The sequence below is a fragment of the Mucilaginibacter lappiensis genome (assembly GCF_900155965.1).
Taxonomy (GTDB): Bacteria; Bacteroidota; Bacteroidia; order Sphingobacteriales; family Sphingobacteriaceae; genus Mucilaginibacter; species Mucilaginibacter lappiensis.
This window is the reverse complement of the sequence record NZ_FTMG01000011.1, coordinates 216,199-228,870: the sequence shown is the minus strand read 5'-3', so window position 1 is coordinate 228,870 and position 12,672 is coordinate 216,199. Positions and strand designations below refer to the sequence as shown.

Annotated in this window: 11 protein-coding genes; 1 reads left to right on the top strand and 10 read right to left on the bottom strand. The window is 41.8% G+C overall.

Annotation, left to right across the window (positions count from 1 at the left end; translation table 11 throughout):
• Nucleotides 1-194: 194 nt before the first annotated feature.
• The 10 genes from BW976_RS19925 to BW976_RS19880 all read right to left on the bottom strand — a co-directional run bounded on the left by BW976_RS19925 (nt 195) and on the right by BW976_RS19880 (nt 10,060).
• Nucleotides 195-983, bottom strand: a complete 789-nt coding sequence (locus BW976_RS19925) for a mechanosensitive ion channel family protein (RefSeq protein WP_076375717.1) — start codon at nt 981-983, stop codon at nt 195-197.
• Nucleotides 984-1,392: 409 nt separating this feature from the next.
• Nucleotides 1,393-3,024 carry a chaperonin GroEL gene (groL, locus tag BW976_RS19920; RefSeq protein ID WP_076375715.1) on the bottom strand — a complete coding sequence of 544 codons (1,632 nt, stop codon included), beginning with the start codon at nt 3,022-3,024 and terminating at the stop codon, nt 1,393-1,395.
• A gap of 143 nt (nt 3,025-3,167) precedes the next feature.
• A complete protein-coding gene (gene groES, locus BW976_RS19915) occupies nt 3,168-3,443 on the bottom strand; it encodes a co-chaperone GroES (protein ID WP_076375713.1) in 276 nt (91 codons plus the stop codon).
• A 254-nt stretch (nt 3,444-3,697) separates the two neighbouring features.
• On the bottom strand, nt 3,698-4,294 hold the full coding sequence (locus BW976_RS19910) for a DUF7010 family protein (RefSeq protein ID WP_139332360.1): 597 nt from the start codon (nt 4,292-4,294) through the stop codon (nt 3,698-3,700).
• A 159-nt stretch (nt 4,295-4,453) separates the two neighbouring features.
• The gene (gene secG / locus BW976_RS19905) at nt 4,454-4,816 is read right to left on the bottom strand and encodes a preprotein translocase subunit SecG (RefSeq protein WP_076375709.1); all 363 of its coding nucleotides are present in this window, start codon (nt 4,814-4,816) and stop codon (nt 4,454-4,456) included.
• Between the two features lie 9 nt (nt 4,817-4,825).
• The gene (locus tag BW976_RS19900; protein ID WP_175614145.1) at nt 4,826-6,256 is read right to left on the bottom strand and encodes a hypothetical protein; all 1,431 of its coding nucleotides are present in this window, start codon (nt 6,254-6,256) and stop codon (nt 4,826-4,828) included.
• Nucleotides 6,257-6,289: 33 nt separating this feature from the next.
• Nucleotides 6,290-6,814, bottom strand: a complete 525-nt coding sequence (locus tag BW976_RS19895) for an LptE family protein (RefSeq protein ID WP_076375705.1) — start codon at nt 6,812-6,814, stop codon at nt 6,290-6,292.
• A 6-nt stretch (nt 6,815-6,820) separates the two neighbouring features.
• On the bottom strand, nt 6,821-8,074 hold the full coding sequence (locus BW976_RS19890) for a sigma-54 interaction domain-containing protein (protein ID WP_076375703.1): 1,254 nt from the start codon (nt 8,072-8,074) through the stop codon (nt 6,821-6,823).
• 69 nt (nt 8,075-8,143) lie between these two features.
• Nucleotides 8,144-8,509, bottom strand: a complete 366-nt coding sequence (locus BW976_RS19885) for a four helix bundle protein (protein WP_262494189.1) — start codon at nt 8,507-8,509, stop codon at nt 8,144-8,146.
• 48 nt (nt 8,510-8,557) lie between these two features.
• A complete protein-coding gene (locus BW976_RS19880) occupies nt 8,558-10,060 on the bottom strand; it encodes a MiaB/RimO family radical SAM methylthiotransferase (protein ID WP_076375699.1) in 1,503 nt (500 codons plus the stop codon).
• A 638-nt stretch (nt 10,061-10,698) separates the two neighbouring features.
• On the opposite strand from BW976_RS19880, the gene BW976_RS19875 reads away from it, so the two are divergent.
• On the top strand, nt 10,699-12,504 hold the full coding sequence (locus BW976_RS19875; protein ID WP_076375697.1) for an AsmA family protein: 1,806 nt from the start codon (nt 10,699-10,701) through the stop codon (nt 12,502-12,504).
• Nucleotides 12,505-12,672 lie beyond the last annotated feature (168 nt).

Genomic DNA, 12,672 nt, shown 5'->3' with positions numbered 1-12,672 from the left:
CTCCCAAAAATAATTCTTCTAAACCAATAAATCCTTAAATCCAGCTGTCATTGCAACCTACAGAGGCCCCGGATTTTAATTCTCAGAATGACAAACGCTATATTTAATTACTTTCTGCAAAAATGATAAGTTTGAAATTAGTAGTTTTTCAACCTCTTGATTCTTGACTCTCACCTCTTGCTTCTCTTCCCCACCTATCCTGCTTTAGGGAACGTTACACCGGCGGCGCCCAGGTCTTTAATGATCTTTTCCTGCAGGGCCCATTTAGCCGTTAAAAAGTTGGCCGGTTGTACCCATACGTTTACCATGTACCTGATGGAGTCGATCTCCAGGCTATTGATGCCCACTTTGGAGGCTGGTGTCTTCAATAAGCCGGGGCTTGTACTTATTGCATTCTCAATAATTCCTCTTACTTTTTCAACATCATTGGCATAGCCTACCTTTACTTCAAAATCAAGGCGGCGTGTGCCTTCGCGGGTTACGTTAATAATAACCTCGTTAAACAGCTTACCGTTGGGTATAATAACCGTTTTATTATCGGCAGTGAGTAAAACAGTGTAAAACATTTGTATAGAAGTTACCTTGCCATCCTGCCCCTGAGCCAATATGCTGTCATTAAGGTCGAATGGTTTTAGCAGCAATATCAATACGCCACCGGCAAAGTTTTGAAATGTACCAGACAACGCCAAACCGGCGGCCACACTGAAGGCACCGATAATGGTGGTGAAGATGGTCATCTCCCAGCCAATAATATTCATTACCCCAATTACCAGCAACACATAAAGCGCGGTAATAGTAAGGCTCAGAAAAAAAGGTTGTAATGACGAATGAATACCTCTCCTGATCATCCGGTTGCGCATCCGTGTGCGGATAAACTTGATGACCCAAAGGCCGATAAAAAATATGATGATCCCGCCTACGTAAATTGGCCCGCGGCTAATTAGCCAGACATGAAATTGGTGATAAAATTCTTCTACTTTCATATTGAAAGCAAAGGTAAAAATTTATTATTTACCATAAATAGTAACAAACAACTCAGGGCCTTTGATCAGTACCCAATCAACTATGGTACTGCGCACTAATTTTGATGTTTGAACTATTTTTTTCATGATACTCTGCAATACACAAATCCTATGCCCCGAAGTACAAGTTTCAGATTTGTTACGCAAAAATACACAACGGTAATACAGAAGATACACAAAATTAATCAAATGATTAACTCGTGACCATCCCTTTACCTTTTCATGACCATAATCGGTACAAAAAACAAAACGCCTGTATGCAAAAGCATACAGGCGTTTTGTTTAAGTCTGAAGTCCTTAGTCTTAAGTTCTAAGTCAAAGCCACAATATTTATGACTTATCACTCAGAGCTTAAGACTTAGGGCTTATATTACATCATGCCGCCCATGCCGCCACCACCCATTGGTGGACCAGCTGGAGCATCTTCAGGATCATCAGCCAATACAACCTCTGTTGTTAACAACATAGCCGCGATGGAAGCTGCGTTCTCCAAAGCTACACGACCAACCTTAGTTGGGTCGATAACACCTGCAGCAATCAGGTTTTCATATTTGTCGGTACGTGCGTTGTAACCAAAATCGCCGGTGCCTTCTTTAACTTTTTGCACTACGATTGATCCTTCGATACCAGCGTTTTCGCAGATCTGACGTAAAGGCTCTTCGATAGCACGACGGATGATCTGGATACCAGTGTTCTCATCTTCGTTCTCACCTTTCAAATCAGCTAAAGCAGCTACCGCACGAATGAAGGCAACGCCACCACCTGCAACAATACCTTCTTCAACAGCCGCACGGGTTGCGTGTAAAGCATCGTCAACACGGTCTTTTTTCTCTTTCATTTCTACTTCTGTAGCCGCACCTACGTACAATACAGCAACACCACCAGATAATTTGGCTAAACGTTCCTGTAATTTTTCGCGGTCATAATCAGATGTAGTTGACTCGATCTGAGATTTGATCTGGCTTACACGACCTTTGATCTCATCGGCAGAACCAGCACCGTTGATGATCGTAGTATTATCTTTATCGATAACGATTTTCTCAGCAGTACCTAAGTAAGTAAGATCAGCGTTTTCTAATTTGTAACCTCTTTCTTCAGAAATCAAAGTACCACCAGTCAGGATAGCGATATCCTCTAACATAGCTTTACGACGATCGCCAAAGCCCGGAGCTTTAACAGCAGCCACTTTCAGTGAGCCACGGATTTTGTTAACTACTAAAGTAGCTAAAGCTTCGCCATCAAGATCTTCGGCGATGATCAACAATGGTTTGCCGGTTTGTACTTGTTTTTCCAAAATTGGAAGTAATTCTTTCATCGAAGAGATCTTTTTATCATAGATCAGGATGTAAGGATTTTCCAATTCAACTTCCATTTTGTCAGCATTGGTAACAAAGTAAGGAGACAGGTAACCACGGTCAAACTGCATACCTTCTACAGTTCTAACTTCGGTTTCAGTACCTTTTGCTTCTTCAACAGTAATTACACCATCTTTACCAACTTTAGCCATAGCTTCAGCGATCAATGAACCGATAACCTCGTCATTGTTAGCAGAAATAGAAGCTACTTGTTTGATTTTGTTATTGTCTTCGCCAACAGTTTGTGATTGAGCTTTTAAGTTCTCTACAACAACTATTACAGCTTTGTCGATACCACGTTTCAGATCCATTGGGTTAGCGCCGGCTGCAACGTTTTTAATACCTGCAGTAACGATAGCCTGAGCTAAAACGGTAGCAGTAGTAGTACCATCACCAGCGATGTCAGCAGTTTTTGAAGCTACCTCTTTCACCATCTGGGCACCCATGTTCTCTAAAGCATCTTTCAGTTCGATTTCTTTAGCTACAGTTACACCATCTTTAGTGATAGCTGGTGAACCGAATTTTTTATCAATAATTACGTTACGACCTTTAGGACCTAATGTTACTTTAACCGCATTGGCTAAAATATCAACACCGCGTTTCAGGGCGTCGCGTGCTTCAACATTGTATTTAACTTGTTTTGCCATTTTTGTTTTAAGATTTGAGATCTGAGATTTGAGATGTGAGATAACTCCATTTCAAATTTCAAATCGTTTTAATTTTTTAAGTTTGTGATATAAGCACTTGAGCATAATCTGTCTCAATTCTCATATCTAATATCTCACTTCTATTATAGAACAGCGTAAATATCAGATTCGCGCATGATCAGATATTCTTTACCTTCATAGGTAATTTCGGTACCTGCGTATTTTCCATATAAAACCTGGTCACCAACTTTTACGGTTAAAGGCTCATCTACTTTACCATCGCCAACTGCAACGATAGTTCCACGCTGAGGTTTTTCTTTAGCGGTATCCGGGATAATGATTCCCGAAGCGGTCTTCTCTTCGGCAGCTGCAGCTTCCACCACAACTCTGTCGCCGATTGGTTTAATGTTTAATGACATAGTTATCTCTGTTTATTTTATTTAAGTTTTCGAGTCCAATTCCTCATCAATTATGCCAAGCAAATACAATGGTCAATATTGACAGGTTAAACTGTTGTAATGTCAGCTAAAGGTTATTTTATTTGGGGCACTTAACAATCTTTTAATATCCCAGTGCCATCGTGTCAGTTACCTGTTTTTTTAAAGCGGCGGTATTTTTACAATCTTCTCTGATAGTTGTTTAAACACCTTTCAGGCCGCTCGCAGTGGTACATCTATAAACTGCTACTTAACTTTAATTGATTTCCTCTGTTTATTAATGTTATGCCATAAGCCGAGGTAGCAAACGCGCTCCAGGCACCTACAATACCAGTAACTTCATAAGCAGGAAATCCTTTACTTGTCAGTATAATTCCTAAAATAGCGCCCAAAGATATGAAGCCGCCCATAAAATAATAAGCCTTCCGTTCCATGATTTTCCCTAACGGAAAAAAATGCAGCCCTACAATAAGCGCGAAACAGGAAATAAAATAGTTACCATTCCCGGTATTATTCAGCACGTTTACCACCACAAATATTGCCACGCCCTCCACTATAAAAATAATGTTGAACCATTTGCTTTTTGCCTTGTCTTCAATAGAAGCCGGAACCGCTTCTACTTTGATCTTTTTAGACGTTGTATAAAATTTTATGTAGGAGACCAGCAAAAATCCGATCACGATGGCAAACAGAACACCTATACCCCAATAATCCCGCCCATGCAGCGCAACCTCACCAATTACTGCCCAAACTAATGTAAATGCTATCATCAGGAATAGCCCGCCGAGGACATCTTCAAATTCCTTTTTCAGGTTAGGTACAGTACTCATCATTATTATGCTGTCAAAAATTATTAGGGAAACTAAATTAATAATATCTTTTACTACCCGCAATAAAGCACCTTTTTTTTCTTGAGAACAACTTTGAGTTATCTGCACAAAAAAAGGCTTTGGACGTATCCAAAGCCTTTTTTATTCTTTTAACTTTTATGCTTATTTAGCCGGTTTTGTTTCTGGTTTAGCCGGAGCAGGTGTTGAAGGTAAGCTCAACGGTGCGCTTGCAGGTGCTGTTGGTTTTGAAGCTTTTTCAATTTGCTCTTTCAATGCCGGGTTGCTGCTACCAGCTGATGCGCCACCTTTAACAGCCACGTTAATAGCTAATGATAAAACCATTACACTAATGGCCAGCACCCAGGTACCTTTTTCTAAGAAATCGCCTGTTTTTTGTACACCCATCAATTGTGATGAGCTCGAGAAATTTGATGATAAACCACCACCTTTAGGGTTTTGGATCAGCACGATAAGGCCTAAAAGGATGCAAATGATAATGGTAATGATAATTAAAACTAAATACATTTCTTTATATTAATTGGTTTTCTTTTCTAACTGTTCAATTTGGGTGGCAAAGTAACGGCTTTTTTCCGGGAATTTCAACATCAATTTTTTATAAGTAGCTATTGCTTTGTGGTAAAGCATCTGGTCGGCATATATATGGGCAAGCGTTTCGCTCACCAGGTCGTTCCGGTCCTCCGAGCTCTTTTTGGCTTTGTTCTCATTGTCTAGTTTATCCATGGCTGGCGGCCGTATCTGCGGCTCTTCCTGTATAAAGCGTTCAATGATCACGTCTTCCTTCCGTTTTACTTCGGGCCCATCCGGCTGAGGTGTTTTTTCCAGCTCCTCTAATGACCGTACATGGAAAATATTTTCTACATACTGCTGCTGCAGTGCATCTGTGGCAGGTTCTTTTACGCTATTGGCCTGCTGTATCCGAGCTGGCTGTGCCGGGCTTGGCTCAGGGCTGGAGTAAGGCTGATAAGTTGCTGCGTACTCTTTACGGGTTTTATCCAACCACCACATAAAGGTATAAGGCATCTTTTCGTCATCGTATTTGGATACATTCTGGCTTTCATTATCCGCCGGGATGCTGCCATTTGTATGAGTTGCCGCTACAGATACCTGTGGTGCTGACTCCTCTTTTTTTACTTCTTCATGATGTCTTTGATCAGCGACAGATCTATCAAACATAAAGTAATCGCTGCCTGCTATGCTCCCTATTACCCAATCTTCCGACATCGGTTCTGGCTCGCTTGCCTTTGGTTTTTCATCGGCAACAACTGGCTCATGTGCCTTTTCATGCTCGTGACCGGCAATATGGATATGCTCAATACCTAATATTTCGTCATAAACATCATCTTCAATACCATCATGCGGGTGACTGGTGGCTTTAGCCGGTTCGTCAATACCTCTTATTTCGTCATATACCTCATCCTCAATTTCTCCATGAGAATGTGAAACGGAAGCTACTGATTCATGTGATATGGAAGCTACCGGTTCGGTTGTTGCCGGCTGCGCGTGCACCTGATCTTCATCGGTTTCGGCCGGAATTCTGTTTTTATTTACAAACTGGTCTTCGGCGTGAAGTTCTGCAGCAACGGGTTCATTTGTTACCGTATTTTCAGATACCTGTCCACTGTTAAAATAATTCTCACCAACATGAGTAAAGCTTTCCCTGCTTTGTTGACTGCCGCCATCTGCAGGGTGACCAACAATTTGTGATGGCGACACCACCGCCAGGCTGTCGGCCTCGTGTGTAAGTTTGTATAAAAGCTGTGGATTAAAATAAGCCGCAGCTTGCTTGATGTCGTTAGCATTGCCGGCACGGGCAAACATAGCGCGCAGTAAGCCGCTCTGCGGAAATTCATTAACCAGTTGCTGCAAATTATAGCTATGCTGCTGCCCCGTATTAGCCGGACTAGCCAACAATTCCAATAATATTCCGTTCTGCCTGTTATTCAAGTCTTGCTCCACGTGGTTGAAAGTACGAATTGCCTACCAATTAGAAAAGGCTTTGTTAAAAATATCTTCTGTTATTTTATCGGTTATCGTTTTTATCAGGTTTTGCTCTTGCGCCCCTATATCTCCTTTATAATCCTGATAATTGGTAAATGTTTGATCAAAGTTAAGCTTTTTATCGGCAGGAGTCTTGGCACTATTAAAAACAAATTTAACTCTTACAGTAATTGTTAACCTGTTTGCATCGGCAATAGGCGCTACGTTATTGGCTACCGCCTGGATAGAAACCGGAGCAATGGTATAGCCTATAATACTGCCCGACATGGTAGCGTCCGCTTCAGCATTGCGGGAAATACTTAGCCGGCTTTGGTTACGTATCCTGGTCTTTAATCCTTCTGTAAAGTTTTGGCTCAGGTTGGCCACCACAAGGGGCGAATTATTTTCAAAAAACTGTACATCAAGCGTTTTCATATCCGCTGGGATAGATGCATTCCGGAGTGTGTAGCAAGATGACAACAGTAAGCTTAACGAACAAATAATAACCCCAAAAATTCTTTTCATTTAGCCTTATAAGTTTAATTCTTTTATTTTCCTGTACAGGGTACGTTCTGATATACCCAGTTCATTAGCTGCAAGCTTACGTTTGCCCTTGTGTTTCTTTAACGCTTTACGTATCAGGTCCGATTCTTTTTCAATCAGCGATAACGATTCTTCCACCTCTTCGGCATCGTGCGTTATATTATAGGCATCAACGTTATTATTGTTGCTGTTGTTATTTACCGTATTAACGGGTTGTTGCAAAGTAAATTGCGCTTCGGGGTTTCCGGGTAGTTCAATATCGCGATATAGTTGGTTTATAGTTTGCGAATGATTGCTGTAGTTGGCCGCTACTCCCCCATGCTCAATAATATCCGCCACCAGTTTTTTCAATTCCACCATGTCGCGTTTCATATCAAACAGCACTTTATACAGGATATCCCTTTCAGAAAAATCCTCTTTGGGCTGATTATCCAAACGCATAGGCAAATTGCGGTTGCTGGTTTCATGCGGAATATAAGTAAGCAGCGTTTGCGCGGTGATAATCCGATCGCGCTCCAGTACGGCCAGTTGTTCGGCCATGTTTTTAAGCTGCCTTACGTTACCCGGCCACGAATAGTTAACCAATACCTGCTGTGCCTCATCATCCAGCTGAATGGGCGGCGTACGATATTTATCGGTAAAGTCTGACGTAAATTTCCTGAAAAGCAGGTAAATATCTTCCTTCCGGTCGCGCAGTGGTGGTATGCGCAGCGGAACGGTATTTAACCTGTAATAAAGATCTTCCCTGAACTTGCCATTCTTTACCGCCTCATATACATCAACATTGGTGGCAGCGATAACGCGCACATTCGTTTTTTCTACTTTTGACGAACCCACCTTAATATATTGTCCCGATTCCAGCACACGCAGCAAGCGGGCTTGTGTACCCAAGGGCATTTCGGCAATCTCATCCAAAAATATGGTACCGGTGTTCACGGTTTCAAAATACCCTTTACGCTCACCAACAGCGCCGGTATAAGCGCCTTTTTCGTGACCGAATAATTCCGAATCAATAGTACCTTCTGGTATAGCACCGCAGTTCACCGCAATAAACGGCCCATGCTTACGCGGACTCATCTGGTGTATGATGTGCGAAAACACTTCCTTACCACTCCCGCTTTCGCCGGTAATGAGTACCGAAATATCTGTAGGCGATACCTGGTTAGCAATATTTATAGCCCGGTTAAGCAATGGCGAATTGCCAATGATACCAAAGCGTTGTTTTATTTCTTGTACTTCCATAAAGAGATTCAAGAATCAGGATATCAAGAACCAAGACAAAAGTTCCAGCATTGAATCCTAATTCGGTTTTTAATCATTACTTTTCAAAATATATTCTCTGAAATTGAATATCATCTTTTGAATTTCAATAACTAATTCTAAGCATTCTTTTAATTTATCCTCAGAGCCGTAAGCTCTGCGTTCACATATCAATAATTGTGTTTCTACTTCAAACGCAGATGAAAGCGATGTAGTTAAAAACTCAGCAAAGTGAACCTTTGTTCTCTTTCCAGACCCTTCAGCTATATTTGAAGGGATCGAACATGAACATCTGTTAAGTTGATCAATCAGGTTGAAGCGTTCATCGATTGGTAATCCCTTACAAAATTCATAGGTTAAATCGGTTAGGTCCATTGACCTTTGCCAAATTTTCAAACTTTTAAAATTGTGCTTCACCAATCTTTAAGCTTCCTTTCTTGTCTCCTGATTCTTGACTTCCTGCCTCTATTCCACTACTTTTCCTATCAACGTAGCCGATGTTGTTTTTTCAATCAATACATTCACATATTCGCCGGGTTTGTAGTTTTCACCAACTGGGAAAATCACCATGGCGTTTTGATCACTGCGACCACAATAGTCTTTGTCTGATTTTTTGGAATAACCTTCTATCAGCACTTTTTCTACCTTGCCAATACGTGCCTGCATCCTGTAAAACGAGTATTCCTGTTGCTTGGCTACAATTTGAGCCAGGCGTTTTTGTTTTATTTCTTCCGGGATGTCATCTGCATAACGCTTCGCGGCCAAAGTGCCGGGACGTTCGCTGTATTTGAACATGTAGGCAAAATCATACTTTACGTAATCCATCATGGTTACGGTATCGTGATGCTCCTCGTCAGTTTCCGAACAAAAACCGGTAATCACATCGGTTGATACCGCGCAATCTGGTATAATACGACGGATTGCATCTATACGGTTGATATACCATTCCCTGTCGTAAGTGCGGTTCATCATGTCCAGTATGCGGCTATTGCCCGATTGTACCGGCAGGTGTATATAGTTGCAAATGTTTTCGTATTGATTGATAGTATGTAACACATCATCAGTGATGTCCTTAGGATGCGAGGTTGAAAAACGAACCCGCAGATCAGGGTTGATCAGGGCTACCAATTCCAAGAGATTGGCAAAATTAACCACAGCCCCCTCTAAATCTCCCCCGGCAGGGGAGACTTTGTTTGTATCCGGCTCATCAAAAGCCCTCCCTTCCGGGGAGGGTTGGGAGGGGCTGCTTGAGCTACTCCATTTATAAGAATCCACATTCTGCCCCAACAAAGTAACCTCGCGGTAGCCTTTGTTAAACAGGTCGGTACACTCGGCTATGATCGATTTTGGATCGCGGCTACGTTCGCGGCCACGGGTAAATGGAACTACGCAAAACGAGCACATATTATCGCATCCCCGCATGATAGATACAAAGGCGTTGATGCCGTTACTATTTAAACGCACCGGACTGATATCGGCATAAGTTTCCTCGCGCGACAGCAGTACGTTCACCGCTTTCTGGCCACTATCTACCTGGTCAATCAATTCGGGCAGGTTGCGGTACGCATCCGGACCAACCACTACGTCAACCAGTTTTTCTTCTTCTAAAAATTTCGATTTCAGGCGTTCGGCCATACAGCCCAGTACACCTACTACCAGGCCGGGGTTACGTACTTTGGCAACCGTAAACTCTTTTAGGCGGTTACGCACCCTTTGCTCTGCGTTTTCACGAATAGAACAGGTATTTATAAAAATAACATCGGCAAGGTTATGATCTGTTGTGGTTTCAAAACCCTGCTCGGCTAAAATTGATGCAACTATCTCACTGTCCGAAAAATTCATGGCACAGCCGTAGCTTTCAATATAAAGCTTACGACCATTGTTTTTACCGGCAACAGGTTCTAAAACCAAGGCTTCGCCCTGCCTGCTTTCGTCATGTGTTTTATCCGGAATTTCCAAATCCATCATGTATTGTAAAAATTAGTCTGCAAAAATACATAAAATTTAAATACCCAAATGACATATTGGCAGTATTTATAGGAAAATTGACTTTTTCTTGTTGTGTGCTTAATTTGAATGCGAACACCAGCTCACCCAACCATCGCTAAGCTTCCCCTTTTTCTGCTTTGCAAAAAAAGGGAGGATAAAAATCATGTCATTGCAGCGTGGCAATCTCGTCGCTATTCTTGCCGATGACAACGGGAGGAGATTGCCACGCTGCGCTCCTTGACATAGCTTTGCATGTTATGTAAAAAGAATGAAGATCGAACGAAGCGACGACCGGGCGAGTCGATTCATAGCCACCTCCTATAATAAGCCGAAAATAATAGCGTTTTTAGGCGGGGACAATCAACCTGCCGTTCGATCCTGAAAGCTTCATTTTTAACAATTTTTATATCCGGACCCCGCAATTGCGTTAAGCCGAAAGCCGATTTTATAAAAAAACACAATTAAACGTTAAAGCTGTTGCAAATTGGATAACTTATCAGATAAGTTTAATAAATTTAAGGCTGACTGTATGTGCAGAAGTTATTGATTAAAGCGGAAGTGAAACCAAAAGCAGTTCAACTAAAATAGTATACCCTAAGAGAAAGTAAAACCGGTAAATGGATTTTAAGTTTTTAAAGCACAAGTGGCAAAAAATAGTATTTAAATTTGTGCTGATACCGGTAATTATCATTTTTCTCCTGGCATTGGTGGTTAACCGGTATTGGTCGCCTATTTTGGCCAGTAAGGTTCATGACGTGGTACTAAGCAGCAGCGACAGCCTGTATAAAATTGATTTTACCGATGCCGAACTGCATGTATTGCAAGGTAAAATAACGCTTTACAATATCACCCTAAAACCCGACACCGCTGTTTACAATCAAAAAAAGAAACAGCACCTAGCCCCAAATAACCTGGTTGAGCTGCATGTAAAGCGCCTCATCCTGCTGCATGTGCACCCGCTTAGCCTGTATTTCAGACATAAGCTCAATATAGGCCAAATAATATTAAACGAGCCCGAAGTAAACATCAGCTACCAGCTTAACCATACCAAGGATACGGTTTTAAAAGATCACCGGACGGCCTGGCAAAAGATCTCTAAAAGTTTAAAGTCCATCCACATTGGGCAAATACTGCTCAATGATGTAAAATTTAAATACCACGACTACTCTGGCAATAAAGTAGCTATTTCCGAACTGAAAGAAATGAACCTGACAGCTAACGATCTGCTTATTGATTCGGCCACCCAAACAGATCGCTCACGCCTGCTTTATTGCAAGGATGTAATAACCGAGCTAAACAATTATACCGGCAAAACAGCCAGTGGCTTATATACCTATAAAATTAAATACCTTAAGCTTTCTACGCTCAAATCGCAGTTAAATGTAGAAGGGATGCAGCTTTCACCAGCCAAAACAGATGTATTTTTTAACAAAAGCAATAATGATCGTTTCGGTGTAAATATCGATAGCCTGCAACTCAACAATTTTGATTTTTTAAGCTATCACAAATACCGGCGGGTAACGGCATCAAACCTCGTGTTGAACCGGGGTAGTATCCGGGTGTTCAACAATCCTAATAAAACAAAAACCACCACAACGATTGATAAAGTAAGCACATTCCCCAATGTGATGATACACCAGATAGGTATCGATCTGAATATTGACACCGTGCGTATACATCACATTAATGTGGAGTACTCCGAGTTCAATCATAAATCAAATAAAACAGGTACGGTTACCTTTAATAATACCAGCGGTCATTTTTATAACATCACCAACAACAAGACCACGCCGGCCAAAAACAATATTACCTCTGTAGATCTTACAACCTATTTCATGAACCGTGGTAAACTGGATGTGCAATTTGCTTTCAATCTAACCGATAAAGACGCCGCCTTTACCTATAAAGGAACTCTCGGCCCCATGAATTTGCAGGCGCTAAACCCGGCGGTAATGCCGCTGGCTATGGTGAAGGCCACCGGGGGCACAATTAAAGAATTAAGTTTTGATATACAGGCCAATGCTAATGTATTTAAGGGTCATGTAGGTTTTTTATACAACAATTTGAAGGTAAATATATTCCAGGCAGACACGGCTAATGACCGGTTAAAAAAACGCTCGGTAATGTCGATGTTTGCCAATCTGTTCGTGATCAAACATGACAATCCGGACAAAGCAGGCGAAACACCCCGATCAGCCAATGTTATTTACCTGCGCCCCAAGGATTCGCCCTTTTTTAAAACCATCTGGAAAGCTCTACTCGAGGGTATAAAACCCTGCGTGGGAGTTGATGCCAAAAAGCAACAGGAAACAAAAGCCCGGATAGAGGAACATCAAAAGAACAAACGTGATCACAAGGCCAGAAAAGAAGCCCGAAAAAAGCGCAAAGCCGAAAAAAAGCGTCAGAAGGAATTGAATAAATAGGACGAGACAAGCATGTCATACTGAGCACCGTCGAAGTATGGTGGGCAGGCCTATACGCACAACTCTTCGACGGGCTCAGAGTGACAGACCTGATTTTTTACGCATTCTCTACGATTTTCCGTATCTTTATATAAAACACAGCCCGGTTATCTTTTTCCAGATAACCGG

Coding starts and splice junctions, on each gene's coding strand:
- BW976_RS19925 (WP_076375717.1), bottom strand. CDS start 983: ATGAAAGTAGAAGAATTTTATCACCAATTTCATGTCTGGCTAATTAGC.
- groL (WP_076375715.1), bottom strand. CDS start 3,024: ATGGCAAAACAAGTTAAATACAATGTTGAAGCACGCGACGCCCTGAAA.
- groES (WP_076375713.1), bottom strand. CDS start 3,443: ATGTCATTAAACATTAAACCAATCGGCGACAGAGTTGTGGTGGAAGCT.
- BW976_RS19910 (WP_139332360.1), bottom strand. CDS start 4,294: ATGATGAGTACTGTACCTAACCTGAAAAAGGAATTTGAAGATGTCCTC.
- secG (WP_076375709.1), bottom strand. CDS start 4,816: ATGTATTTAGTTTTAATTATCATTACCATTATCATTTGCATCCTTTTA.
- BW976_RS19895 (WP_076375705.1), bottom strand. CDS start 6,814: ATGAAAAGAATTTTTGGGGTTATTATTTGTTCGTTAAGCTTACTGTTG.
- BW976_RS19890 (WP_076375703.1), bottom strand. CDS start 8,074: ATGGAAGTACAAGAAATAAAACAACGCTTTGGTATCATTGGCAATTCG.
- BW976_RS19880 (WP_076375699.1), bottom strand. CDS start 10,060: ATGATGGATTTGGAAATTCCGGATAAAACACATGACGAAAGCAGGCAG.
- BW976_RS19875 (WP_076375697.1), top strand. CDS start 10,699: ATGGATTTTAAGTTTTTAAAGCACAAGTGGCAAAAAATAGTATTTAAA.